The 25,969-nt window shown below is 39.2% G+C and carries 27 protein-coding genes and 1 riboswitch; of the genes, 14 read left to right on the forward strand and 13 right to left on the reverse strand.

Going from position 1 to position 25,969, the window contains the following annotated elements:
- Complete coding sequence (locus tag BUR11_RS15740) at nucleotides 1-810, forward strand: ion transporter (protein ID WP_074225925.1); 810 nt, start codon at nucleotides 1-3, stop codon at nucleotides 808-810.
- Here BUR11_RS15740 and BUR11_RS15745 read toward each other — a convergent pair.
- The 3 genes from BUR11_RS15745 to BUR11_RS15755 form a co-directional block, all read right to left on the reverse strand.
- A complete protein-coding gene (locus tag BUR11_RS15745; RefSeq protein WP_074225926.1) occupies nucleotides 807-1,496 on the reverse strand; it encodes a potassium channel family protein in 690 nt (229 codons plus the stop codon). The two genes, BUR11_RS15740 and BUR11_RS15745, sit on opposite strands and share 4 nt — an antisense overlap.
- Nucleotides 1,497-1,597: 101 nt before the next feature.
- Entirely contained in the window at nucleotides 1,598-3,412 is a 1,815-nt protein-coding gene (locus BUR11_RS15750) for a TrkH family potassium uptake protein (RefSeq protein ID WP_074225927.1), read from the reverse strand.
- 40 nt (nucleotides 3,413-3,452) lie between these two features.
- A complete protein-coding gene (locus BUR11_RS15755; RefSeq protein ID WP_074225928.1) occupies nucleotides 3,453-4,709 on the reverse strand; it encodes a voltage-gated chloride channel family protein in 1,257 nt (418 codons plus the stop codon).
- Nucleotides 4,710-4,837: 128 nt separating this feature from the next.
- Here BUR11_RS15755 and BUR11_RS15760 point away from each other — a divergent pair, with 128 nt between their 5' ends.
- On the forward strand, nucleotides 4,838-5,728 hold the full coding sequence (locus BUR11_RS15760; RefSeq protein WP_074225929.1) for a TIGR01777 family oxidoreductase: 891 nt from the start codon (nucleotides 4,838-4,840) through the stop codon (nucleotides 5,726-5,728).
- 6 nt (nucleotides 5,729-5,734) lie between these two features.
- Here the strand turns inward: BUR11_RS15760 and BUR11_RS15765 are convergent, their stop codons facing one another.
- From BUR11_RS15765 to BUR11_RS21440, 3 genes are read right to left on the reverse strand one after another with little or no spacing between them, the layout of a single operon-like run.
- Entirely contained in the window at nucleotides 5,735-5,908 is a 174-nt protein-coding gene (locus BUR11_RS15765) for a PLDc N-terminal domain-containing protein (RefSeq protein WP_074225930.1), read from the reverse strand.
- 4 nt (nucleotides 5,909-5,912) lie between these two features.
- A complete protein-coding gene (locus tag BUR11_RS15770) occupies nucleotides 5,913-6,137 on the reverse strand; it encodes a PLDc N-terminal domain-containing protein (RefSeq protein WP_074225931.1) in 225 nt (74 codons plus the stop codon).
- A 3-nt stretch (nucleotides 6,138-6,140) separates the two neighbouring features.
- Nucleotides 6,141-6,302, reverse strand: coding sequence for a PLDc N-terminal domain-containing protein (locus BUR11_RS21440; protein WP_407640232.1), 162 nt, complete (start codon nucleotides 6,300-6,302; stop codon nucleotides 6,141-6,143).
- A 286-nt stretch (nucleotides 6,303-6,588) separates the two neighbouring features.
- Between BUR11_RS21440 and BUR11_RS15780 the strand changes: the two genes are divergently transcribed.
- The 3 genes from BUR11_RS15780 to BUR11_RS15790 all read left to right on the forward strand — a co-directional run bounded on the left by BUR11_RS15780 (nucleotide 6,589) and on the right by BUR11_RS15790 (nucleotide 11,017).
- Nucleotides 6,589-9,144: a M14 family zinc carboxypeptidase gene (locus BUR11_RS15780; RefSeq protein WP_074226167.1), complete on the forward strand. Its 2,556-nt coding sequence runs from the start codon at nucleotides 6,589-6,591 to the stop codon at nucleotides 9,142-9,144.
- Nucleotides 9,145-9,317: 173 nt separating this feature from the next.
- Nucleotides 9,318-10,448, forward strand: a complete 1,131-nt coding sequence (locus BUR11_RS15785; protein ID WP_074225932.1) for an amidohydrolase family protein — start codon at nucleotides 9,318-9,320, stop codon at nucleotides 10,446-10,448.
- Nucleotides 10,449-10,570: 122 nt separating this feature from the next.
- Nucleotides 10,571-11,017, forward strand: a complete 447-nt coding sequence (locus BUR11_RS15790) for a hypothetical protein (RefSeq protein WP_159439234.1) — start codon at nucleotides 10,571-10,573, stop codon at nucleotides 11,015-11,017.
- 78 nt (nucleotides 11,018-11,095) lie between these two features.
- Here BUR11_RS15790 and BUR11_RS15795 read toward each other — a convergent pair whose 3' ends face one another.
- Nucleotides 11,096-13,486: a TonB-dependent receptor gene (locus BUR11_RS15795; protein WP_074225934.1), complete on the reverse strand. Its 2,391-nt coding sequence runs from the start codon at nucleotides 13,484-13,486 to the stop codon at nucleotides 11,096-11,098.
- A 137-nt stretch (nucleotides 13,487-13,623) separates the two neighbouring features.
- Nucleotides 13,624-13,720: riboswitch (TPP riboswitch) on the reverse strand.
- A gap of 118 nt (nucleotides 13,721-13,838) precedes the next feature.
- Here BUR11_RS15795 and BUR11_RS15800 point away from each other — a divergent pair.
- From BUR11_RS15800 to BUR11_RS15820, 5 genes are all read left to right on the forward strand, one after another.
- Nucleotides 13,839-14,684 (forward strand): fumarylacetoacetate hydrolase family protein, encoded by an 846-nt coding sequence (locus BUR11_RS15800; protein WP_074226168.1) that lies wholly within the window; start codon nucleotides 13,839-13,841, stop codon nucleotides 14,682-14,684.
- 5 nt (nucleotides 14,685-14,689) lie between these two features.
- Entirely contained in the window at nucleotides 14,690-15,046 is a 357-nt protein-coding gene (locus tag BUR11_RS15805) for a TfoX/Sxy family protein (RefSeq protein ID WP_074225935.1), read from the forward strand.
- A gap of 79 nt (nucleotides 15,047-15,125) precedes the next feature.
- On the forward strand, nucleotides 15,126-15,539 hold the full coding sequence (locus BUR11_RS15810; protein ID WP_074225936.1) for a hypothetical protein: 414 nt from the start codon (nucleotides 15,126-15,128) through the stop codon (nucleotides 15,537-15,539).
- 57 nt (nucleotides 15,540-15,596) lie between these two features.
- Entirely contained in the window at nucleotides 15,597-16,028 is a 432-nt protein-coding gene (locus BUR11_RS15815) for a secondary thiamine-phosphate synthase enzyme YjbQ (RefSeq protein WP_074225937.1), read from the forward strand.
- Nucleotides 16,029-16,121: 93 nt separating this feature from the next.
- Nucleotides 16,122-18,332 (forward strand): DUF5916 domain-containing protein, encoded by a 2,211-nt coding sequence (locus BUR11_RS15820; protein ID WP_074225938.1) that lies wholly within the window; start codon nucleotides 16,122-16,124, stop codon nucleotides 18,330-18,332.
- Here BUR11_RS15820 and BUR11_RS15825 read toward each other — a convergent pair.
- Both BUR11_RS15825 and BUR11_RS15830 read right to left on the reverse strand, forming a co-directional pair.
- Nucleotides 18,304-18,906: a glycosyl-4,4'-diaponeurosporenoate acyltransferase CrtO family protein gene (locus BUR11_RS15825; RefSeq protein WP_143186027.1), complete on the reverse strand. Its 603-nt coding sequence runs from the start codon at nucleotides 18,904-18,906 to the stop codon at nucleotides 18,304-18,306. The two genes, BUR11_RS15820 and BUR11_RS15825, sit on opposite strands and share 29 nt — an antisense overlap.
- A gap of 3 nt (nucleotides 18,907-18,909) precedes the next feature.
- On the reverse strand, nucleotides 18,910-19,857 hold the full coding sequence (locus BUR11_RS15830; protein WP_084561012.1) for a polysaccharide deacetylase family protein: 948 nt from the start codon (nucleotides 19,855-19,857) through the stop codon (nucleotides 18,910-18,912).
- A 69-nt stretch (nucleotides 19,858-19,926) separates the two neighbouring features.
- Here BUR11_RS15830 and BUR11_RS15835 point away from each other — a divergent pair, with 69 nt between their 5' ends.
- The gene (locus BUR11_RS15835; protein ID WP_074225940.1) at nucleotides 19,927-20,535 is read left to right on the forward strand and encodes a DUF1684 domain-containing protein; all 609 of its coding nucleotides are present in this window, start codon (nucleotides 19,927-19,929) and stop codon (nucleotides 20,533-20,535) included.
- A gap of 2 nt (nucleotides 20,536-20,537) precedes the next feature.
- Here the strand turns inward: BUR11_RS15835 and BUR11_RS15840 are convergent, their stop codons facing one another.
- The 4 genes from BUR11_RS15840 to BUR11_RS15860 form a co-directional block, all read right to left on the reverse strand.
- The gene (locus BUR11_RS15840; RefSeq protein WP_074225941.1) at nucleotides 20,538-20,777 is read right to left on the reverse strand and encodes a hypothetical protein; all 240 of its coding nucleotides are present in this window, start codon (nucleotides 20,775-20,777) and stop codon (nucleotides 20,538-20,540) included.
- A gap of 240 nt (nucleotides 20,778-21,017) precedes the next feature.
- Nucleotides 21,018-22,250: a serine hydrolase gene (locus BUR11_RS15850; protein WP_074225943.1), complete on the reverse strand. Its 1,233-nt coding sequence runs from the start codon at nucleotides 22,248-22,250 to the stop codon at nucleotides 21,018-21,020.
- A 9-nt stretch (nucleotides 22,251-22,259) separates the two neighbouring features.
- Nucleotides 22,260-23,324 carry an aminotransferase class I/II-fold pyridoxal phosphate-dependent enzyme gene (locus BUR11_RS15855; RefSeq protein ID WP_074226170.1) on the reverse strand — a complete coding sequence of 355 codons (1,065 nt, stop codon included), beginning with the start codon at nucleotides 23,322-23,324 and terminating at the stop codon, nucleotides 22,260-22,262.
- A gap of 11 nt (nucleotides 23,325-23,335) precedes the next feature.
- Nucleotides 23,336-23,758, reverse strand: coding sequence for a VOC family protein (locus BUR11_RS15860; RefSeq protein ID WP_074225944.1), 423 nt, complete (start codon nucleotides 23,756-23,758; stop codon nucleotides 23,336-23,338).
- 59 nt (nucleotides 23,759-23,817) lie between these two features.
- On the opposite strand from BUR11_RS15860, the gene BUR11_RS15865 reads away from it, so the two are divergent.
- The 3 genes from BUR11_RS15865 to BUR11_RS15875 are packed head-to-tail and all read left to right on the forward strand — an operon-like array spanning nucleotide 23,818 to nucleotide 25,942.
- Nucleotides 23,818-24,729, forward strand: coding sequence for a patatin-like phospholipase family protein (locus tag BUR11_RS15865; protein ID WP_074225945.1), 912 nt, complete (start codon nucleotides 23,818-23,820; stop codon nucleotides 24,727-24,729).
- Nucleotides 24,707-25,336 (forward strand): class I SAM-dependent methyltransferase, encoded by a 630-nt coding sequence (locus BUR11_RS15870; RefSeq protein WP_074225946.1) that lies wholly within the window; start codon nucleotides 24,707-24,709, stop codon nucleotides 25,334-25,336. Before BUR11_RS15865 ends, BUR11_RS15870 begins: the two co-directional genes overlap by 23 nt.
- A 3-nt stretch (nucleotides 25,337-25,339) precedes the next feature.
- Entirely contained in the window at nucleotides 25,340-25,942 is a 603-nt protein-coding gene (locus BUR11_RS15875; protein WP_074225947.1) for a trimeric intracellular cation channel family protein, read from the forward strand.
- The last annotated feature ends 27 nt before the right edge of the window (nucleotides 25,943-25,969 follow it).

A 25,969-nucleotide genomic window follows, 5' to 3' on the forward strand; every position in this document is an offset into this window, starting at 1 on the left:
ATGAAAATCACTAAAAAGCGGCTTGCGCATATAGTTTTTGAGTCGGATGATTGGGCATCTAAGACGTTCGACATTGTATTGCTTTTTTTGATTTTTGGAAGTATTCTTATTTCCATTCTAGACTCGGTGGCAAGTCTTCGTGCTGCCTATGGAGACTTGTTTTGGTGGTTAGAATGGGTATTTACGATTTTATTTACAGTAGAATATGTACTCCGGGTTTGGTTATCCAGAAAACCCAGAGGCTATATTTTTAGCTTTTATGGCTTGGTAGACTTGCTTGCCATTTTACCTTCTTATTTGAGCTTTTTTGTTGTGAATTCCCAGCTTCTGGCGGTGGTAAGAGCCTTACGGTTGTTGCGGGTCATCAGAATTCTAAAATTAGGGAGGTATGTTTCCGAGGCTGAATATTTACAAAGGTCCCTTCGTGCCAGTTCACATAAAATAATGATTTTTATAGGGTTTGTAGTGACTATTGTATTGATCATGGGAACCCTGATGTTCATCATTGAAGGTCCGGAACATGGATTTACGAGCATCCCCGTTGGAATGTACTGGGCGATCGTTACCTTGACTACGGTAGGTTTTGGGGACATCACTCCTGCTACTCCTTTAGGCCAGTTTGTCTCCTCTATTATTATGCTTCTAGGATATGCGATCATTGCTGTACCTACGGGTATCGTAAGTACGGAAATGGCTTCTCAGCGGAAGAAAGCTGATAGACCCAAGTTGGTTACTTGTCCAAATTGCGGCAAAGACGATTTGAAACCTGCAGATAATTTCTGTGGAAATTGTGGGATCAGCCTACGCTAATCTTCCAGATTCAGGAACTCCTGGATGTTTTTAATCTTTCCGAATAGTAAAAGTATATCTCCTTCTTCCAGCAAATACTCTGGGGTGATGACCCCTATTACTCTTTTTTCCTGAGTTTTAAGACCTAGCAAGTTGGTTTTATCTTCTAATTTGATGACTGTCAAAATGTTTAAAAAGAACTCCTTTCGAATGTCGGCCTCGGATACTTTCATTCCGAAATAGCGCTTCGGCAATTTTACTTCTATAATGTTGTATTCATCCGAAATCTCCAATGAGTCCATCACTCCTTTCAATTCCAACCTTTTTGATAATCGATCAGCAGTTTCTTCTTCTGGATGGATAATTTCATCAACTCCAATACTTCGAATGACGGTCTCATGTAAATCATTAATGGCTCTAGCGATGATCCGTTTTACCTGAAGCTGTTTAAAAATAGCAGTAGACATGATGGAAGCACCGACATCTTCTCCAATGGCAATAATGACCACATCACAGTCTTTGAGGGGTAAGTTTTTCACTGCTTGTGCGTCTGTAGCGTTCATCGTCACCGCATGGGTGATTTTGTTACTGATCAGGTCAATGCGGTTTTCGCTATTATCTACTCCGATTACCTCATGGCCTAAATCGGTAAGTCTCATGGCGAGATACCCGCCAAAGTTTCCCATTCCAACAATGATGTATTTCATGTGTTTATAATTTGATTTTTAAAGGCCACTTGGAATCTTTTAAGTATTAAAGTTCCATTTATGGTGTATGGTTTTATGCTTGGTTTCAATGCATAAAAGATTTACGTAATAAAAACATTTTCCTCTGGATATTTATAGCGATGCTGGCCTGCTTTTCTGACAATAGCAATCAATACTGTCAACGTGCCTACCCTACCCATAAACATACAAATCATGATCACCAATTTACTGGCTGTCCCTAGCTGGGAAGTAATTCCCAAACTCAACCCTACGGTTGAAAAGGCACTAAATACTTCAAAAGCGACATCGATCAAGGGCAGATGAGGGTCAAAAAGCATAACTAAGAAAATTCCTAAACCAATTACTAAAAAGGATAAGGCAATTACAGCAAAAGCTTTTTGGATGGTTTCATAAGAAATTTGCCTCATAAAAACTTCCACACGCTTTTTACCAGTAGCAATGCTAAGCGTATTTAATAGAGCGACAGCAAATGTGCTTGTTTTAAGTCCTCCTCCAGTTGAACCCGGTGAAGCACCTATCCACATCAGGATCAAATAAATCAAGATAGTAGGCACGGTGAGCAAGGTCATATCTACGGTATTGAACCCAGCCGTTCTTGGGGTAACTGCTCCAAAAACTGCTGTTGCGAATTTTCCATAAGGACTCAACCCTTCAAGGGTACTTTCACTTTCAAATACCCAGAAGGTGATAAAGCCAACAACCAATAGAACTCCTGTGGTATACAAAGAAAGCTTGGTGCTGACATTTGAAACCCTAGGAACGTGTCTATAGGATTCTATTCCCAAGAGTTTTTTGGTTCCTCCGACTACTACGTGTTTTAAATAGTTGTAATAGTTGATAAATACGGGAAAGCCGATGCCTCCTAAAATGATGGCTAAAGCCAAGACCAAATGCATGGAATAGGCCTCTCTAAACCCTGATTCATAAAGTCCATTGCTCAAAGTGGAAAAACCTGCATTACAGAATGCTGAAATAGCATGGAAAGCGGCAAAAAATAGTTGTTCACCCTTTGAGCTAAACAAGGTGTCTGCTGTGAAATGGTAAATTAGGAAAGCTGCTATTACCTCCGTCAAAACCGTAAAAAAGATGATTTTCAATAGAGTGGAATAAATCTCTCCTACGTTGTTTTCATTAATGTAATCCCTGATGAATAGCTGGTTTTCTATGGAGAAGCTACCCTTAAAAAAGAAACCAAAAAAACTGGTAAAGGTCATCATTCCCAATCCTCCTATTTGAAAAAGGATCATGATGATGGTCTGACCAAAAAATGTGAAATCCTTTGCGGTGTCTAGTACGATCAGACCTGTCACACATACCGCAGAAGTGGAGGTAAATAGGGCGTCAATCAAGGAAATGCCATTTTGAGTGGCATGAGGAAGGCTTAATAAGATGGCTCCAATACAGATCAAGATGAAGAAACTCAAAATAAAAACCAGGGTTGGGCTGGCTTTTAATCGATTGATGCTTAGACTAAACTTGCTGATTTCTATAAAAAACAGAATGGCAACGAGGATATTTACCAGGAAATACTGACGTGAGTAGTTTAGAATTCCTTCAGAAAACTCCATTCCAAATGCATCCCACCTCAATAAGGAAAACCCGATTAAGAATAGGGAAAGCAGTAGCTCCAATAATACCCTGCCGACTAAAATGGAGGGTTCATTGAGTAGGATTTTTAAGATATATCCTATCCCTATCAAGATCAAACAAAGCGTAAATATAAAGGAGGTGATTGCATAGGAACCTGAAGAGGGTTCATATCCCAAATGATACAATAAAATGCCGAAGCTGATAAAGCTACCGTAACGAACTACACCTTCTACAATTGATTTCAGCTTTCGTGTGAAATACAAATTGCGAACGGGATTGGAAAAAAATTTAAAATTCAGTTTCATTCAGGCTTGATTCTATTACCTAAAGATAGACTTTAGTGTTTTACTTTTTAAACCATCGACTCGATGAAAAAAGGCTTTTTGAGGGAAAGATGAGAATTTTGCCTTCCAAATTTTGGGCAGAATAGATACTGGATCGGCCACTAAACAGATAAGCAATAAGACAGGCCACTGCCAAATAAAGCCCAGACTCTACTCCGAATAATTCCATTCCCATTACAGTACAAGCCATAGGCGTGTTGGTAGCTCCGGAGAAAACACCTACAAAGCCCATTCCTGCTAATAATGCCAAAGGTAAAGGGATCCAGGTAGATAAGGCATTTCCTAAAGTTGCTCCGGTGAAGAACAAGGGAGTAACTTCGCCTCCTTTAAACCCTGCACCTAGAGTGAAACCTGTCATTCCTGTTTTTACCAACCAATCGTACCATGGTAAGGGTGTTTCAAAAGCTTCAACAATCCTTGGTACACCCAAGCCGATATAGGTAGTAGTGTCCGATATCCATACAATTAGGGCAATTAAAAGTCCGCCAATGAGCGGACGAAAAGGAGGATAAGAAACCCATTTTGAAAATACATGAGAAAAAAAATGCGTGGTTTGGGCAAATAACCTTCCTGAAAATCCAAAGGCAATTCCTGCAGGAATGATCCAAAGAAAATTGATTATTGAAAATGAAGGTACCTCTGGAATCATGTAATGAGTATGGCCTACCCCCCACAAATCTGCGCATACAAAATTTGCTACAAGTCCTGTCCAGAAAGCAGGAAAAACTGACTTCCATCTAAATTTTCTATTGAGCATCCACTCCAAAGCGAAGATTGCTCCAGCCAATGGAGTTCCAAAAACAGAGGCAAAACCTGCTGACACTCCGGCAATTAAAACGATCCTTCTATCCTCTTTTGCCAAATGAAACCATTTGGTCAATTGGTCCGCTAAAGAGCCCCCCATTTGCACTGCAGTGCCTTCTCGGCCTGCTGAACCCCCAAATAGATGGGTAGCGATCGTCCCAAAAAGTACCAAGGGAGTCATTCGTAAAGGAATGGGTTGATGGGTTTGGTAAAGTTCCTCCAGTAAAAGATTATTTCCTCTTACAGAAGACTCGGCATACTTATAATAGGTCCACCCAATGAGAAAACCTCCCAGTGGTAACAAGGCAATGATCCAAAGGTTACTTTCACGGGTTTGACCAGCCCATTCTAAGGCTACTAAAAAGAAGGCAGAAGCTGTTCCTGCGAGTAGCCCTATCAATAAACCAAATCCTGTCCAACGAAATAAATAAGTAACCAGTGATGTGAAGTTCAATTCCTTTTTTTAAAGTTTGGCCCAAATTAGGCATAGAAAATGAAATGGAATAAACAGTCGGACAGTAATGTCAGATTTTGAAATTAACAATTTCCCGAATTTCGGGTTAACTTCGAATAAATCGCCCTATGCAAAATATCCTTATCACCGGAGGTTCAGGTCTAATTGGACAAAGAATCACTGCTTTGTTGGAAGCACAGGGGAAATCTGTGGCTTGGCTCAGCAGAAGTAAACAATCTCAAAAATCTTTTATTTGGGATATTGAAAAAGAAAGCATCGATCCTGAAGCAATGGAGTGGGCGGATGCCATTATCCATTTAGCAGGTGCTGGCGTCGCAGATAAAAGATGGACGGAGGAACGGAAAAAATTGATTCTGGAGTCCAGGACTAAATCCACTCAACTTATTTATAAAGCAGTAGCAGCTGCAACCAACCAACCAGATACATTGATCTCAGCCTCAGCTGTTGGGGTTTATGGGTTCAACACCTATACAGATTTGATGGAGGAATCATCTCCAGAAGGAAATGATTTTTTAGCTAATGTGGTCAAAGCTTGGGAGGCAGAAGTAAAAAAAATAGAAAGCCTTCATTTGAGAACCGTGATCTTAAGAATTGGGATTGTTTTGGATGAGCACGGAGGGGCTTTAGGAGAAATGTTGAAACCGCCTGTGGCAGCTCCTTTAGGAAATGGAGACCAATGGATGAGTTGGATTCACATTGAGGATTTAGCAAAAATGTTTGTTTTCGCGCTAGAAAAAACCACCTTACAAGGTGTGTTTAATGCGGTTTCACCCAACCCGGCTACGAATTTTAGATTAACCCAAGAAGCAGCAAGAGCAAAAGGAAAACCCTTTATTGGAATTGGGGTCCCTGCATTTTTACTCCGCCTAATCTTAGGAGAGATGGCTGTGATGGTTTTGGGTGGCAATCGGGTTTCTTCTTCAAAAATTCAAAAATCCGGTTTTGAATATGAGTTTCCAATGCTCATTCCAGCATTAAAGGATATTTTCCACCGCTAGGAATCTTTAAATTCTTTTTCCTCTTCCGATCAAAAACCATAGGATGGTTCCTAGAAAAGGGACCAAAACTACGATCAGTAGCCAAATGAGCCTGTCAGTTGAATTATGAAAGTTACTGATGACCACATCATAGATGGTGTATGCATAGATGGCAAGGCCAATAATTCCTATTCCAAACATATTTTTAACTTGTTTTCGTGCTTTTTCCCAAGATAAGATAAATGATAGGCCCAATAACCTGGGCAAATAAGATAATGATTAACCATATCAGTTTCATGTTCGCATCCTTGTACTCTGATCGAATGATGTCAACCAAACAATAAATCCATAATATGGTGTAAATCAGGCCAAAAATCATAAAGAAGAAGATCAGTCCTCCTCCCATGTTTTGAATAAAGTGAAATGTCATGTATTAATTTCTGTGTTTTGAAAAATTAGGCTCAAACCTTCTAAAATCCTTTTTGGTCATTTGATTCATCCTGATGTAAAGAAATGTACCAAGGGTAGGGACCATTAAAATCACCAGTGCCCAAATCAATTTCATAGGATGGCCTCGGAAATCAGATCGAATCAGATTGGTGAGGACATATCATGTAAATCCGAAATAGCCGACTAGAAATAATAAACTTCCGAGTTGCCAGAAGGATAGACCATTTGATGGTACTATCAAATCCATAGGGCTTCTTCAATTATTTTAACCATTAAACCAATTTAGTTTTTTTTAAAGAATGAAAGTAGGAATTTAGTCGAAAGTTTTAATCCATCTATCTATATGAAATCGAGCATAAACCTTGTTGGACAATGGTTTGAATACCCAATCTGCGAGATTCCATGTGGCTCATTTAAATCAATTTAATCACATGAAAAAGGCTGTTTTGTCGTTTTTATTGACCGTTTTTGCCCTTTTTAGCTATGCTCAAGTGGACTTGAGCTATTATTTGCCGAAAGGTTTTACCTATGATTCCAATATTCCTACACCGAAAGAGGTGCTGGGTTATGAGGTGGGTGAATGGCATGTGAGCCATGACCAGTTAGTAATGTATATGAAGGCAGTAGCAGAAGCCTCTGATCGAGTGACGATCGAAGAAACCGGAAGAACTTATGAAAAAAGGCCTCAGGTTTTACTGACCATCACTTCTCCTGCCAATCATGGTAAAATTGATCAAATCAAGGCAGAAAGAGCCAAACTTAGAGATCCAGCGGCTTCTGTGGATATTAACTCCATGCCAATAGTCATGTTTATGGGATATTCAGTCCACGGAAATGAACCAAGTGGTGCAAATTCTTCCCTATTGGCTATCTACCATTTTGCAGCTGCCAATGAAGTGGGACCTGAATTGGATAACATCATTTTACTTTTAGATCCGGCAATCAATCCAGATGGACTAAACAGATTTGCCTCATGGGTCAATTCTCATAAATCTTACAACCTAAATGGAGATCCGAACGGAAGAGAGTATAATGAAGCTTGGCCAAGAGGAAGAACCAATCATTACTGGTTTGACTTAAATAGAGATTGGTTGCCAGTTCAGCATCCTGAATCCAGGAATCGCGTGAGGGTGTTTCAGGATTGGCTTCCTAACATCCATTTGGATTTCCATGAAATGGGAAGCAATAGTACATTCTTTTTCCAGCCGGGAGTTCCTGCAAGAATGCACCCTCTTACTCCACAAAAGAATTTTGAGTTAACCAAAAAGATCGGTGAGTACCATGCCAAAGCCTTGGATCAAATAGGTTCCTTGTACTATAACCAAGAGAACTACGATGATTTCTATTATGGAAAGGGCTCTACTTACCCAGATGTGCAAGGCTCCATCGGTATTTTATTTGAGCAGGCAAGTTCCAGAGGACACTTACAAAAAACTGACTATGGAATGTTGAGCTTTCCATTTACCATTAGAAACCAGTTTACAGCTAATCTATCCTCCTATCAGGCTGCTAAAGAAATGCGTGAGGAGCTGAATCAATGGATGAAGGATTTTTATTCTGAGATCAAAACCGAAAGTGATGCGGATGTTAACAAAGCCTACATTTTTGGGAGCAAAGAAGATCTAGCTCGAAGCTATCACTTAGCGGATTTAATTCTCCAGCATGATATCGAAGTGTACAGTCTCAAAGAAGATGTGACTTTGAATGGGCAGGAATTTAAGAAAGAGAATTCTTATATAGTTCCGGCCAATCAACCACAATACCGTCTAATTAAGGCCATGTTTGAAACCAGAACCTCTTTTCAGGACAGCCTTTTCTATGACATTTCTGCTTGGACTTATCCTATGGCTTTCAACCTGGATTATCAGGCCTTAAATAGTCGAATTTTGAATTTGGCAAATGTTGAAAAGGTGGATAAAAGTAATTTGGTTCTGGCTCCAGGAAAGGTAATTGGAGCCCCAGGTGCTTATCAGTATGCTATGGAATGGACAGGGTACTATGCCCCAAAGGCAGCAAACAAACTAATGAATGCAGGATTTTTGGTGCGGGTGGCCCACGCGGAATTCAGTACTCCTGATGGTAAGACTTTTGGAAGAGGTACCATTTTAATAGGTAAAGGAGATTCTGGATTGGATGAAAATGCCATGTATCATAAATTAAATGAAATCGCAGCATCTTCCAATGTGGATATCTTCGCGATCAATACGGGATATACCTCTGGAATTAATATGGGTTCCACTTTTACTGAGCCGTTAGACAAACCGGAAATCGCTTTGTTGGTTGAGGGTGGAGTTAATAGTTACGAAGCTGGAGAGATATGGCATTTATTGGACCAACGAATGGGAATGGCGATAACTTTACTCCCTATGGATGCCATTGGTGGGAATACCTTGGATAAGTATAATGTTGTATTAATGCCTGATGGGCGATATAATGGCTTAGGTAAGTCTGGTGCAGCAGTTTTAAAAGAATGGGTGTCCAAGGGAGGAACGTTGGTTGCCAAAGGAGGAGCTGTCCGTTTCCTTGCTCAAAATGAAGTAGGATCTTTTTCTTTTAAAGAATTGCCAGAGACTGAACAAGGACTACAAAAAAGCTATGCAGATTATGATAATGCTACTGGAGCAAAGGTAACAGGTGGCGCTATTTTTAATGCGAAACTGGACATTACGCATCCAATAGGTTATGGGTATACAGATGCGGATATTCATACATTCCGAAATGATAATCAATTCATGGAACCTTCGGAGAATCCTTATGCAAATCCACTAGTTTACACGGACAATCCTTTGGCCTCTGGGTATATCCACCCGTCAAACTTAGAAGGATTAAAAAATGGTGGAGTGATACGTATATCTTCTTTAGGTGGAGGAAGAATTGTTGGGTTTGCTGATAATATGAATTTTAGGGCTTTTTGGTTTGGAACCAATAAGTTGTACCTGAATGCAATATTTTTTGGACAAACCATTCAAAGAGGAACTGGAAGGTAATTCTATTGCAATACAATCATTAAGTCCCAAGTTATTCAGCTTGGGACTTTTTGTTTATTTTGTGTTTTTTCAAGAAAGTTCCAACCAAAATTTAAAAGCATTCGTTTCACAAGTTATTGTTTTGTGATTAATTAATTTTCAGCCAAATAGTTTACTTACACCCTTCTTCCTTTATGAAAAAATCTATACTTCTCAATTTTAGATGGTATGCAGCCGCAATTTTTATAGGATTTTCCACCGTTTCCAAAGCTCAAGAAATGAGTTTTGAAGAGTACAATCCGCCATCCACCCTCAAGGTGCCTGAGCATCCAGTTCAAAGAGCCAAATACCCTTTTGTAGATATTCATAGTCATCAAGGGGGAATCAATGAGCAGAAAATAGATCAACTGGTTTCCGAGATGGATGAACTCAATATGGGTGTTTTGGTCAATCTGAGTGGGCGAGGTTTTGGACGAGGGGACAGTAATTCCCAGCAGGAATATATCAAATCCATGATCCAAGAATTTAATACCTATGCACCTGGGAGATTTATGGTATTTACCAATTTGAATTTTGCCGGTTTTGGAGATGAAAACTGGACAAGAATTGCAGTTAAAGAACTGGAAGAGGATGTTCAAGCTGGTGCCAGTGGATTAAAAATTTATAAAAGTCTCGGTTTGAATGTAAAAGACATCAATGGGAATCGGGTTCCAGTAGACCATCCTGATTTAGACCCTGTTTGGGCAAAAGCGGGTGAATTAGGAATTCCTGTGATTATCCACTCAGCGGATCCAGCTCAATTTTGGCAGGAAATGGACGCCAATAATGAACGTTGGTTGGAATTGAAGACACATCCCAACCGGAAAAGAGGGGATGATAATCCGGCTCCTTTTGAACAAATCATTGCAGAGCAGCACCATGTTTTTGAAAAGCATCCTGAAACGACCTTTATCAATGCTCATATGGGTTGGATGGCGAATGATTTAGATGCAGCTTCCGCACATTTGGATAAATTTCCCAATGTGAATTTCGGAATAGGTGCTGTCATTGCAGAATTTGGAAGACAGCCTAAAAGAGCCCATGAGTTTTTTGAGAAATATCAGGATAGAGTACTTTTTGGAAAAGATGCCTACAACAAGGAAGAGTATTATACTTATTTCAGAGTACTGGAAACGGACGATGAGTATTTCCCCTACTACAAAAAATATCATGCCTTTTGGGCAATGTATGGCTTAGGACTTTCTGATGAAGTGTTAAAGAAACTGTATTACAAAAATGCCCTTCGCATCGTACCAGGAATGGATAAAAGTGTGTTTCCGGACTAAGTCTATTTCCCGTAGGTGATCGTAAAAAATTTTACCATTCCATTCTTCCTAAAAACATTTAGGTGCCTAACCCCAAAATCGAATTGTCCCAATTCAATCACAAAAATGAAACGGCTGGAATCATGGGGCCCCGTTTATTGGGCCTCATTTTAATCGCGGCAGGAGCTCTTGTATTAATTGTTCCATTTTTTATTGTGGTAAGTACAGAACCACAAAAAATAGGATTGGTGGGAGGCGGAGCATTGATAATAGGGCTGATCATGGTTTCAATTTATTCCGGAACCCTCCTTGATTTTGACAAAAGAAGGTATAAAGAATATCAAAGCATCTTTTGGATTAAATTAGGAACATGGCAAGAACTACTACCAATTGAGAGAGCAGAACTGGTAATACATAGTTATAGAAGTAAAAATACTCCAAACGGAATTAGTCCTACGTTAGTACAAGATATCACAATCTACAAGTGTGTTTTAATTGCTAATGGAACCAAGTTTTTAGCACTTGATTTTGCAAAAGAAAAGGATGCAGTTGCTGCTTTAGAAAGAATAAAGAGGGGATTGGAGATTTGACCTGTACATCTTCGTGATGGAAAAAAAGCACTGATTTTCCCAAAATTTTTGGAGAAATTCAGTGCTTTGACTTTTTACTTAAAACTTCAAATTCAATCCCAGCATAAAATTGGTTCCAGCCATCGGGTAATAATAGTTTTCTGTAACCAATTCTCTTCCAGAATCTCCAGGAATGTAATAGCTAAACGTATAGCCATTCGGCTCATACATTTCATTGAAAATATTATTGACCAAAAGATTTACTTCTAAACTTTTGAAGAACCTAGGCTGAACTTGGTAGCTAATTCTAAAATCATTTGTAAAGAATGAGTCAAGAGATCTGGCATCATTACTAGTATTGTCCAGGTATTGCTTTCCTACATATTTAGACATCCAGTTGATGGATAAATGATCAATAGGTTTGTATTCTATTGTAGCAGAAGCAATGGTGTTAGGAGAAAATGCGATGTCAGTATTCTCATAGGTATTCGAAATCTGCTGGAATTCGGACTCGCTGTAATCGTCTATGTACTCCGTAAAATTTTTGATTTTGTTTTGACTGAAGGTAACATTTCCTCCCAAGACCCAAGCCTTTGCTACTTGAATAGCACCTGAAAGCTCTATTCCTGCACGGTAAGAATCAGCTACATTTTCTCGAATATAGGCTCCGACATCATTGATCTGACCTGTTAAAATCAATTGGTCTTTGTAGTCCATATAATAGAAGTTGGCATTGTAGCTAAACCTTCCTTTTTGTGCTCTTACACCTGCTTCAATGTTATTGAGGCGTTCTGGTTTTGGAATTTCTGTAATAGGATTATCAGTAAAATCAGATCTTTTTGGCTCTCTATTGGCGACAGCATAGCTGGCATACCACACTTCCCCTGAGCTTTGTTCGTAGCTAAAACCAAACTTAGGGTTGAAGAAGGTATAGCTTTGTTGACCATCCACAATCCGTTGGTCATCATTGACTCCATAAAATGTGTAATCAATATTGCGCACTTGCAAGTCTCCAAATAGGTTCAAACCAGGGCTAAGTTCATAGGTCCCTTTTAAGTAGATATTTCGATCATCTTTGACTGCATTGTTGAAATAATATTGATCTCGTATTTGTGTAGCTCCTGCTATTCTTGCCCAAATAATTTCTCCAAAGTGATCTCCATCGTATCGATTGGCTCCCCCACCAAGAATCACGTCCCATTTTCCATTATCTGAGATATAATTGATGGAGGCAATTCCTCCGAAGAAATCGTTATCCAACCATCTTCTTCTAATAATATCGGTACTGGAAATGATCTCTTCTCCAATCACGACATCAGGTAAGCCATAGCTTGCAAAATCATCATCTTCACGGTATTGTTCATAGTATCCACGTCCATAGGTATAGTGAAGTGCTGCATTGGTTTTCCAATTGGAACCAATTTTACCAGTATAAATTAATTGGTAATGATCCTGTTGGTAATTATCAGTTTCATTATCATAGGTGTAATAATTCCAGGTTCTATCATCCTCTAATTTTGATTCCGGTAGGCCCCACCAGGATTGATAGGTTTGTTCTTTTCCAGAGAACACATTCAATTTCAGGACATGGTTTTCTCCATAATATCCAGCTGAAACAAAAAAGGATTTTAAATCGGAAAATGCACGATCTACATAGCCATCAGAAGTTATTTTGGAAAGTCGAGCATCTACCGCAAAACGATTGTTCAAAAGACCCGTTCCTGCCTTTACAGTATGTCTCCAAGAGTTGAATGATCCAACAGAATTGGAAATCTCGGCATACGGATCATCTTGACGTGTATCTGTCTGAAAATTCAAACTTGCTCCAAAGGTAGCCGCTCCATTGGTAGAGGTACCTACACCTCGTTGAATTTGAAGATTGTCTACCGAAGAAGCGAAATCAGGCATATTTACCCAAAACACCCCATGAGACTCCGCATCATTCATGGGAATACCATTTACGGTAACGTTGATTCTGCTTTGGTCAGATCCCCGGATCCGCAATCCAGTATATCCAATTCCTGCTCCTGCATCTGAATGAGTCACCACGGAAGGAGTAAAATTGAGGAGAATAGGGATGTCTTGCCCTAAGTTTCTTTTGGAGAGTTCTGCTTTGTCGATGGTCTGAAAAGTAGTCGGTGTAGTAGCTGAAGCTCTTGTAGCAGAGACAATAAACTCCTCTGTCAGTAGCTCTGTAGGTTGGAGTTTTAAAATCAAATCACCTGAGTAAGGTAACGTCAAACTTTGTTTTAAGCTTTCAAACCCTACATAAGAAACCCGAAGTTGGATCTCCCCTGCCTTCAGCTTGGTGATCGAGAAATTTCCGTTTTCATCCGTTACGCTTCCTCTACCTTGAGTTTCGGCCCATACAGAAGCACCGATTAATGGTTCTCCGGAACTTGCGTCCAAGATTTTTCCTTTTAGACTTTCCTGTGCCCAAGCAGAAACTGCCAATAGACAAAAAGCCAGATTTAGCATTAATTTTTTCATGTGTTTTTCCCTTGCGGGATATTGAGGTGAAACATGAGAAAACTTAGGGGAAGTCTTCCTTGATTGTTTACCCGAATGCACAACTTGTACAAAATTGAAAGCGCAACGGCGCCTGTTTGCGAATTCGATTTGGTACTATGTTATGCTGCTCACTTCCCTTCGCCGGCATTACCCGGATCAGGTCTTATGGGTATGATCTCAGCCCGAATTATTTAGGCACCCCTTATGATCTTGTTGCAAAGGTAATGGGGAAATGGGTTTTTGCAATCCTTTATTGTCAAATTCAGCTGATCATTCGATAAGCTTCCCAATTCTTTTCATTAAATTTCTTGTTCAACAAACCCTTAAACCTATGAAAATCTACAAACTTCCTTCGGGAACACTTCTTGAAAAGGATGCTACCTATTTTTTGGGCCCTAGTCTTCATTGGAATGAACTATTGGGAAGAGAAAATTTGAAGGAATATTTAAATTTTGAATCCAAAGGTTGGCGTGAATTAAAAGAGGAAGAAGCCCAAAAACTGCTGGATGTAGGTTTATTATCTCCAATGGGGGATCAGGAAATCTGGGCTGCTGGTGTTACTTATTTTCGAAGTAGAACTGCCAGAATGGAAGAAAGCCAAGATGCTGGGGGAGCAGATTTTTATGATAAAGTTTATGCAGCTGATAGACCGGAGCTTTTTTTCAAAGCTACAGCAAGTAGGGTTTCACCTCCTGGGGGGAAACTAAATATTAGGAAAGACTCAACATGGGACGTGCCTGAGCCTGAACTTACGCTATTGATTTCGCCGGCAGGTAGAATTCAAGGATTTACCGTTGGTAACGACATGAGCAGTCGAAGTATAGAAGGAGAAAATCCATTGTATTTGCCTCAAGCTAAGGTATATCAAGGATGTGCTGCCATTGGTCCTTGCATTTTAGTTCAAGATGAGATCTTAGCTGAAGATGTAAAAATCAGGTTGGAAATATTTCGTGAGGGTCAGTTGGCATTTACGGGAGAAACGGCACTATCTCAATTGAAGCGAAAGCCTCAAGAATTAGCTGAATGGCTTTTTAGAGCCAATACATTCCCAATAGGATGTTTTCTAATGACTGGAACCGGGATCGTTCCTGATGAATTTACCTTGGAAGAAGGTGATCGGGTTAGGATAGGTATAGATGAGATTGGGGTACTTGAAAACTTTATTTCCAAAATTTAAGGACCATGGCTTACGATGAATTTCTTGCGGAAAGAATGATTCAAAGCCTACAAGGCAGAGGACTTAATTTTGAGGCGAAGAGGATGATGGGAGGATTGGTGTTCATGGTGAATGAAAAGATGTGCATGGGCCTCAATAAAGATAAGAATACTGGAAAAGACCAGCTCATGGTTAGAGTGGGTGAATCTGCACAGGAAATGTGTATGAAAAGGACAGGTTGTCGAAGTATGGAATTTACTGGTAGGCCAATGAAAGGGTTTGTTTTTGTTGATCCTGAGGGATTTGACCTTGATGCAGATTGGGATTTTTGGGTGGAAATGGCCTTAAAATACAATCCGGAGGCGAAAAAAAGCAAGAAATAATAATGTGAATCAAGGGTTGGAATAATCTTGGCAAAGAACTTGAGTAAAATCGAATGCGCTTACTCAAAAGATTAAACCAATGAAACAGTCCCTTATTTTTGCATTCCTTGTACTTATTGCCTTTTCCTGTGATTTTAATGATATGCCCGAGCCTCGGGATGAGACTCAAAAATGGGCTTTGGCGGGTTATCAAGTGGAGGTTTCAGGAGATTTAGAATATACCAATATTCAAGATTCAGCCTACGTTTATTCTCTATTGCCTGATGGTAGTTTTTCCAAAAAAGTAGGAGAATATGAATTGAAGGGTACCTATGAGGAAAGCTTTTCCGATGGTCTGAAACGTTATAAATTCATGTATACCTCGAAAAACAGCTTATTGATTCATAGCTGTGCCACCAGTACGGAGGATTATTTCATTAACAGCAAAGGACAATTGACGGGTACCTGGGATGCTTGTGAGGGCCCCAAGTTATATTTCAATAAACAAAATTAAGCTAGAGGAGGGTTAGACCTCCTTTTTTTATTTAGTTTGGAGAATTTACATTTGGGAATGACCAAGTTTTTTCAGCAAAAAATACGATTGTCGCCTTATCCTGCGGGATATCACTTAATCACCGATATAATCGAAGGCGAATTTCCGGAAATCAAGAAGATAAAAGTCGGGTTTCTCCAAATCTTCATTCAGCATACATCTGCTGCTCTCACAATCAATGAAAATGCGGACCCCACTGTAAGAACTGATTTCAAAACCTTTGTGGATGAATTGATTCCGGAGGACTACCCACGGTTTATTCATACCTATGAGGGACCAGATGATATGCCGGCTCATATAAAAGCCAGTTTTTTTGATTCACACTTGCAAATTCCCATTTCGAATGGAAAATTAGGGCTAGGTATGTGGCAAGGAGTGTATTTATGTGAATTTAGGCTTCATGCGTCACCAAGAAATTTAATCCTTACTGCTTTTGGAGAGCCGTATTAAAATGGCTCCCTAAAATTATAAAATATCGCCATTGGTATAATAAAAGTAAGATCGTAATGGATTGACGATACTTTTGTAAGGTATCCCCGAACTATGCGAACTTATATTTTCCTTTTATTTGCATTCCTTGTTGGAATGGGAACGGCGTTTTCTCAAAATAAACAAAACGCTAATGCTTTTGCATTTAAGCTAAATCAACCCATTGATTTAGATGGAGAATTGGACGAGGAGATATGGTTGGACCCAGAAGGTTGGAATACAGATTTTATGCAGTATTTTCCTTCGGATACATCTTTGTCTGTGGTCAATACACAAGTGAAGATTGCCTTTGATGATAACAACCTATATATCGCGGCAATCATGGAAAACAATGGCCCAAGAGAATATGTCTCTACTTCCTTGAGGAGAGATTATCGGGGTCAGCAGAACGATGGGATTACCTTTGTATTTGACACATTTAATGATAAAACCAATGCATTTCAATTTGGAGTCAACCCCTATGGCGTTCAAAGAGAAGGGCTTTTGGCCAATGGAGGAATTAGAAGTGAAGATTTGAGTTTAGCTTGGGATAATAAATGGTATGCCGAAGCAAAAATTTATGATACCCATTGGCAAGTAGAAGCCATCATCCCATTATCCACTATTCGTTTCAAGGATGGAACACAAAACTGGAATGTGAATTTTTATCGGATAGATAGCCATACCGGAGAGCGAAGTACATGGTCACCAATTCCTAGAAACTTATCCATTATTTCTACTGCATTTAATAGGAAATTGATCTTTGAAGAACCTCTACGGAAAAACTCGGCAAATATTTCCTTGATTCCTTATGTGGCAGGGAAAACTTCTAAAAATTACCTGGAAAATACTTCTGAGAGTTTTTCTCCAGCTTTCGGGGGAGATGCAAAGGTCGGAATTGGCCCGGCAATGAATTTAGATTTGACATTCAATCCGGACTTTTCACAAGTGGAAGTGGATCAGCAGGTGACGAATTTGGATCGTTTCGAAATCTTCTTTCCAGAGCGAAGACAATTTTTCCTAGAAAATGCCGACCTCTTTGACAGTTTTGGCTCTAGACAATCCAGACCATTCTTCTCCAGAAGAATTGGAGTGGATATCGATTCAGCTACAGGCCAAAATGTCCAAAGTAAAATTATTTATGGTGCCCGATTGAGTGGTAAAATCAATGAAGATTGGCGTTTGGGTGTGATGAATATGCAAACTGCCACGGATAACGAGGCAGGAATTTCAGGAAAGAACTTCTCTGTGGTTGCCCTTCAAAAAAAGATTTTTACCCGCTCCAATATTGGGGTGATCTTCGTAGATCGTGAATCCCTTGCCCTGGACGAAAATCAGTCGCTATTCAACCCCAATGAATACAACCGTTTATTGGGTGTGGATTATAACCTGAATTCAGCGGACGGAAAATGGACTGGGAAAGCATTCTATCACAGGACTTTTGAGTCTAAGGAAACGGTAAAACCCTACTCTTTTAATGCATATATCTTATTCAATGATATCCATTGGGCCTGGAGTTTGAGCTACAGAGATGTAGGAGAAGATTTTAATCCTGAAGTCGGATATGTTCCCAGGTCAAATTATAAGCGATTTAACCCAGATATAGCCTATTTATTTTACCCAAATTCTAACTTGATCAATCGACATGGACCAAAGGTGGAATATGAAGGCTTGTGGAATGAAACTATTGGGACAACTGATAGAGATATCAATTTGAGTTATAATGTGCAATTCAATTCCTTTTCTACTATTACACTGACTCAAAAAAACAGGTATGTCTATCTCTTTCAAGATTTTGACCCAACTCGGACTGGTGGAGAAAAACTTCCTGCAGGCACAGATTATAAAACCAAAACACTTCAATTGGAATACAGTAGTAATCCGAGAAATCTGTTTTTAATAAAACTAGAGGCTGAGGCTGGTCAATACTATACAGGTGATTTTCAGCGAGTAGTTAGTGAGATGGGACTTAGAATTGGAAATAAAGCTAATATTTCCATGAACTTTAATTATGCAAGAATCCGACTTCCAGAGCCTCAAAATGATGCCGACCTGGTATTGGTAGGACCTAGGATAGACTTGACCTTTACCAAGAAACTCTTCTGGACCACCTTCATCCAATACAATAATCAAATTGATAATTTGAACATCAATACGCGTTTGCAATGGAGATTTGCCCCTGTTTCAGACTTCTTCCTCGTTTATACGGATAATTATTTCCCTGATTCTTTTACCCCAAAACAGCGTTCTTTGGTATTTAAACTGAATTATTGGCTGAATCTTTAATCCTTTTAAGTATAGGGATTAATCGGGCTCGATGGGTTCTTTGAAGGAGAATCGGGTAAAAATTAGCTAAAACATTCATTATTAGGTTGATGAAGGCCATTTTCCAAAAGCCCAATAGCAAGCTCCAAACGCTTAATAGAAATAGGAGGATGAAAGGAATTAGATGGCCAAACTCTGCCTTTTTTGACTCCATGATCCAATGGTTTATTCCTGATTTGGTCCCATTGAAATAGGCTCGCCGTTGGTCCTTATTTCTCCAAAAAGTATTCAAGAGGAATTTTTGGTAGATCCCGATTCCTATTTTTCTTGAAAATGAAACCAACCCATGTGGATTCTTGATTTTATAGTACTTTTCTGGAAGGAGTTGATAGGTAGGCCAAGCAAATCCTGCAAAAGCAAATGCACCCAATATGAAGAGGTTTGCTAAAAATGAAATAATTAGAGCCTCTACACTGTCATGGGATTGAGCTTTATTCCAGCCCATCACCAGTTCTCCTGATCTGTAAAACAAGAAGATACTTCCAATTGTCAATAGGCCTTTTCTTAAAAGATCCCTCAGATTAATTCTTTTCAAATGCTAGAGTATTTTCCCTATTTCCTTCCAGGTGATCAGCTTAATGTTATTTTCCTGAATCAGTTTTTTTGCCTGATCGCTTGTGAAGAAATTAAAATCTTCTTGTCGCCATGGGGCATGGTAGGTAGTATGACCTGCGGTTATGGCGTTCATTTCCTCATCATCAAATGCCAAATGCACCAAAAGCACATGTACTCCTGGTTTTAGATTTTCTAATTTATTGGTGTAAAACTCTTCCATTCCAGCTTCATAATCCTCTGGATTGGCCATGATGATTTCATTGATGACCGGAATTTTCTCCAAGTTGATCCCTTCAAATAGCGCTTGGTTGGGTTTGATTATTCCTTCCATCATTTGTGTATTGACCATTGCTGGGATCTTCAGTTCTTGAGCAATTTTCAAATAGGACTTCATATATTCAGGTCTACCATAAAAAATGCAGCCCATATGGGAATCCAAATGGGTAGGTTGTATTCCCATTTGATTAGCGGCTTTGATTTGTGCTCTGATTTCAATCTCTACTTCTTCTGGGCTGGCATTTTTTGTGACTGGAGGACAATCTGGGTACATGAATCCTTGTTCGTTGCTTAGTCCAGGCACCATTGACCTTCCTGCTTTTGGAGGCCAATTGAAGTTTTCCCATTCGTTTGTCAAGGTGATATGAATACCAATATCTGCATCTGGAATATCTTTCGCCAACACCTCTACTTCTGCAGACCAAGCCGGAGGAACCATCATACTGGTGGAAGTGACCAAGCCCTTTTTCAAAGCCTCAAAGGTGGCCATATTTTGAGAGTGAGCTACTCCTACATCATCTCCATGGATGATGAGTAATTTATCTTCTTTGGAATAGCCTAATTTTTCTGCCAATGTTTGGGAGATTGCGCCATAAGGAAGTGCGAAAAGCAAGGCGATAAAAAGTGGTTGTTTGGGTAGCTTGGGAAATTGCATATTCTAAATATAAATGATTTGAAGAATTCCTTCCTTAAATTAGGCTTTTGGTGCTTATCCACATCCGAGATGATCAAAAATTTACTGCTTTTAGCCTTTGTGTTTTCCTTTCTTTCTGTTTCAGCCTTGGGGCAAGAATATATCCAATCAATTTCAGAATTTCAGGAAGCGCTTAATGCAGAATTTAAAAATCCGGATGAATCACCTCTTTCTTCCAAGGAAAGAAAGGAGTTTAAAGGACTTCCTTTTTATCCTGTTGATGAACACTTTAGAGTTATTGCAAAATTTGATAAACTTCCGCCAAGAAGTCTATTTCAAATGAAAACAACCGCAAATTCTATCAAAGATTATGATGTGTATGGAGTATTGATCTTTTCATTGGAAGGGAAGGAATATCGCTTAAATGTTTATCAAAGCCATGTCTTAAGGACCCAGGAAAAGTATGAGGACTACCTTTTTCTACCCTTTACAGATTTGACGAATGGAACTGAAACCTATGGTGGAGGCAGATATATGGATTTGAAAATTCCTTCTGGCGATACCATGGAATTGGATTTCAATAAAGCCTATAATCCATTTTGTGCCTATTCCGATGGGTATGCCTGTCCCATTCCTCCAAGAGAAAATGACTTGCAATTGGCAGTTCGTGCTGGAGTCATGTATTCTCCCAAAAAATAAACTCATTTTCGAAAAGACTTAGCCTTAGCTCGATACACCCAGAGATAAGAGAAAAACCCCAGGATTACCTGAATGAAGATAAAATAAAACCATGTGGAAGGTTGGGATAGTGGTTCAGAATTGATTGTACCGTTATAATATAGTTTCGATACGGTCAAGGCAGCAATACAAGCAGGAAGTACAATAACCAACCAGAATTTAAAGAAGGATTGGTAGATAAATGGAGGCTTTTTAGAATTCATTTTTCTTGTTTTGTCCTAGGTTGGGTTTATAAATGAAGTAATAATTCCCAATGGACCATACTATTAGCAATGCGAAAAAAATGAGGTAAAAATCCGAATCTTTTAGAAAATCAGAGGAAAATGTTCGGTGTTTAATCGAATAATATCCAAAGGTCCAAAATATGGCTCCAGGCAAAGTTATTTTACTCCAAAATTTAATATGAGGAGTAAATGAACGTTGGAATCTGGTTTTTCTTTCCATCAATAATCAAACTTAAATTCACTCAAGTCTGGCTGAATTAATTTCTTTCTATCCAACTCCTTTTGGTACAGGTATTCCCCCAGCTCGGCAAAAAATGGTTTTCCAATCTCCTCATATTCATAGATGTTGTCATTGAGAGTTTCATTTTCATTGGAATAAACGATGGCTGAAACGAAAAACTCTACTCCTTTTTCCAGGTCCAAAAAGTAACTTCCGTCTATCATGTAGCCATAAGACCAACCTGTTTTATTGAAAATTCTAAAGTTTTTTGGAATAGGATTTTCTGAATTTCCGAATTTGAAAAACTTAGAATATCCGTCGTAAAATTCGGATGAATCATACTTCGGAATGTCACTTTCTCCAGGAAACATACTCATATATTTCAACGCAAATTTTCTATTTCCCTCAGAAATATGAAAACGTTCACTTTCTAGAAATGCATTGGGAAAAACAATTCTTTGGACTACTCCATGTAGATCAGAAAGAGCAAATTTATTTTTGTAGGTAAAGTCCATGGGCTCATTGATCAAGGAATCTCCTACCATATGTGCCTTTCCCAACAAGGGTTTTGGATCCACGGAATAGATTTTTTCTGTATGTCTTTCAGGAATTTCCAAAAGTGTATTTCCTGACTTATCCACAAAGCGAATAGGATTAAAATACCGATTTTCTTCGGCCGAAATTGGAAATGAAAGTCGTTGGCTAATGACAGTTTTCCACAGGCCTTTCTCTTTCAGTTTTTCATTGATATATTCTTGTCCTAGAAGTTCATAGAGCCGATTATTGGCATCGTTATCAGAAACCAAAAGTATTTTTTTGATGTAATGAGCAATACTTGGAAGAGAGTCATTAGAAGAATTATCCACATAGGCTGGAATTTGGGATGGACGAACCGAATCGACCAAGAAAATCGTTTCTTTATCCAAGTTATCCACAGCGTTTTCCTCCAGCCATTCCAAAGCAAGCAAGGCGATCGGAAGTTTTACCGTTGAGGCTGGATAAAAATACCGATCATCATCTAGGTTGAAACTATAATTGGTAAACATGGGAATGCCATGTTCATTTCTGTCAATTTGGGTAAAGAGTATTTGTACTTGATATTGTTCTTTGTTTTCCAATACTTTTTGAAGAACAGGGTAGTTGCTTACATCACCTTCGAATGGATTTTCAGGTTCTGAAGTGCAAGAAGAAAAACAGTAAATCGAGAGAATAATGAAAACAAACTTTTTCATAAATAAGACTTATATGCTATTTGATATTTCTTTAAGATGAAACCAAAGCGTATCAATATCGCGCGCTGTATGAAATGCAGATAAAATAATTCTATTGACGGTTTGGTCATCGGAGGTAGGATAAGGAAAAGAAGAGGTGATGTAATTTTTCTGTTCCAGTTTTTCAGCCCAACTCCCAGGTTGATAGGTAAAAGTTGGATAATTGCTTAAGCCATAAACATGCTCAGGCATCTCATTTTTTTGTCCAAAATATTTGATCAGCTGGAATAAGCGACTTCTTCTGTCTTTATAAATCTCTTGTGATTTCAAAAACGCATGAAGGTATGCTGGAGGACAAGGAGAGGCACCTCCATAGATTTGAAGTTGTTTTATTTCATCAATCATTTGTTGATTGGAAAGTATTATGCCAGCTGGCAGCCCCAGCGCTTTTCCAAGAGATCCTGTAACCATCAAATGGATGGGTAAATCCTTCCATTGAGAATAGGTGCCAAACACTTCGTATCCCAAAACTCCAAATGCATGGCTATCATCCAAGAGTAAGGTTACTTCGTTGGATTGAGCAAGAACCTCTAACCAGCTGTAATCATGAATTTCAGGGATCATGGGATTAACAGCATTGCCTAAAATCAGTATTCTTTGATCTTTTAGGGATTTTGATTTTTCAATACAGGAATCTTTCCAATCCTGAAAACTTTGTTTGGGGCTTGGTTTTAGATTAATGGGTAGAATCGCAGGGTGTGTATCTGGAGCAACCCATATTTGCTGAGCTTTTGGCTTCAGATATTGTAAGGCCGCCATCCCAGATAGGTAACCGCTACTCATGACAATAGCTGCTGCTGCACCTGCTTCTTTAGCAAAAAAGTCTTCAAATTCTTCAAAAATTTGAAGCCGTATGTTGTTTATCCGGCTTAGACCATGGTTTAATCCATATTGGTCCATGCCGATAATTAGATTTTCTCGAAACTCAGGAACAAGATCAATTCCCAAATAGGAGGTTCCACTGAAATAATAGAGCACTTGGTCTTGGTAAATGATTTTCCTGTTTATCTTATTTTGTAGATAAAAAGTCTTCAATCTCAAATAATTTATTTCGCGAAAATTTGAGTTTCGTCTTGAAAGGATTTGAATTCCAATGCATTGCCACAAGGATCAAGGAAAAACATGGTAGCTTGTTCCCCTACTTCACCCTTAAATCGGATATAGGGTTCGATCACAAATTCAATTCCATGGTCCTTCAATTTATCTGCCAAAGCATGCCATTCATCCCAAGGTAAAATCGCTCCAAAATGGCGAACAGGCACATTTTTTCCATCTACTGCATTGGTTTTGGCAAGTGCTAGCTCTTCTGGTTTGATATGTGCAGAAAGTTGGTGACCGAAAAAATTGAAATCGATCCATTTATCTGTGCTTCTTCCAATATCGCATCCCAACAAATCCCCATAAAATGCACGGGTTTCTTCAATATCCCTGATCGGGAAAGCCAGGTGAAAGGGTTTAAATTGGCTCATAATGTGTACTTTCGTTTGAAATTTTCTGCTTCAATTTAGTTTATTATTCCTTGAAAAAAATGTCAGATAGGAAATCAGTGTCTTTGGTTTTGAGTAGCGGTGGTGCAAGGGGATTAGCGCATGTGGGTGTGATCGAAGAGTTGGAAAAAAGAGGGTACCATATTGCTGAAATTGCCGGTTGTTCCGCAGGTGCTTTGGTAGGAGGAATGTATGCTGCAGGAAAGCTGGAGGAGTTTAAAGATTGGATCTGCCATTTGGATCGAATTGATGTATTTTCCTTGATGGACTTTACCTTTTCCAGTCGTGGTTTTATCAAAGGTGAGAGAGTTTACAACGCCTTGAAAAGAGTGGTCAAGGATTGCCAGATCGAGGATTTATCCATTCCTTTTTCTTGCAATGCAGTGGATTACAAAACCGGGGAAGAAATAATTTTTAGAAACGGAAGCTTGTATGCGGCAATCCGAGCATCAGGAAGTATTCCTTCCGTCTTCCAGCCTGCAAAACATCCACCTTATGAATTAATTGATGGAGGGGTCTTGAATCCCGTGCCTGTTTCCCTGTTAAAAAATCCACATGAAAGTAAAGTAATTGTGGTGGGACTCAATGGTCCTGATACGGAATTGGTCACTCCGCCTAAGAAAGACGCAGAAGGACATCGGTTTATTTCCCTCCCGCATTGGGTGAAGGAATATAGAAACAAGATGAAAGACTATTTTCCGGAACAGGAGAAAGTAGTTAAGTCCAGTTCTTTGAGCTCTATCAATTTAATGACTCGCTCTTTTGATCTGTTGCAAGATCGCTTTTGCAACTTGTTGATTGAAAAATATCCTGTGGATGTTAATATTCGGGTTGCCAGAAGACAAGCAGGGACTTTGGAGTTTCATAGAGCAGCAGAATTAATTGAAATTGGGAGAATCAAAGCAATAAAAGCATTAGATCATTGGGAAAATGGAAATAGCGGAGCTGAATAAACTACTTGGGAATGTGGATATCTATCTGTTGGATCAAATCCTGAAAGGTAGGTTTTCCAAAGAAATGAAAATTTTGGATGCAGGATGTGGAGAAGGGAGAAATACGGTTTATTTTATTCGGGAGGGCTATCAGATTTTTGGGATCGATCCCAATGAAATTGCTATTCAATATTGCAGATACCAGGCCAAAAGCCTAGATCCCAAATATGATGTCCATCGGTTTTTGGAAGGTAAGTTGGAGGACATTCCTTTTCACTCTTCCTCATTTGATGCAGTGATTTGTTCGGCAGTTTTACACTTTGCTTCAGGTGTGGATAACTTTTGGGAAATGATCGATGAAATTTATCGAATTTTAAAACCGGGAGGAATTTTTTGGTTTCGGATGTGTACTGGGTTTGGAGGGATTTTGTCCGAACAAAAGCCCTTAAGCAAAGGTAGGTACCATTTACCAGATGATTCAGAAAGATTTGTGCTTACTTTGGAAGATGTGGATAAGTTGCAAGACAAAGGCTTCCAGTTTTTAGAACAGCCCAAAACCGTGTTGGTCCTAGACCAACGTGAAATGGGAGTATTTGTGATGAAGAAAAACGAAACCACTGACCATTAAGATATGGATTTACAATATGGATTAGAACTATTGGGAACCTTTGTTTTTGCTATTTCTGGAGCTTTGGCGGTTCGGGAGCGGGAACATGATCTTTTTGGAGCAGGGTTTACTGGGTTCATTACTGCTATCGGGGGAGGCACCTTGAGGGATATATTATTGGATAGCTATCCTTTGGTCTGGATTGCGGACGTGAAAGTATTATATGCTGTTTTTGCAGGAATCATGGCTGCCTTTTTATTTCCGAAGTTCCTGAGCAAATTAAGAAAGACCTTATTTCTATTTGATACCCTGGGAATCGGACTGTTTACTGTTTTGGGAGTGGAAAAGGCCCTAAGTTTGGGTGTTAGGCCTGAGATTGCTGCGATCATGGGAATGTTTTCGGCGGTCATGGGTGGTGTGATCCGGGATACCTTGACTAATGAAATCCCCATTCTTTTCAGAAAAGAAGTGTATGCCTCCGCGTGTCTGGCAGGTGCGGTATTGTATGTGGTGTTGAATTACTTTGAAGTGGACCGGGATTACAACCTGTTGATATCTATGTCTTTGGTTATTGGAATTCGATTCCTAGCAATGAAATATAAATTGAGTTTGCCGAGACTGGATTAGAAAGTCAGAAGGGTTAAGTCAGAAATC

The organism is Algoriphagus halophilus, from assembly GCF_900129785.1.
Classification (GTDB): domain Bacteria; phylum Bacteroidota; class Bacteroidia; order Cytophagales; family Cyclobacteriaceae; genus Algoriphagus; species Algoriphagus halophilus.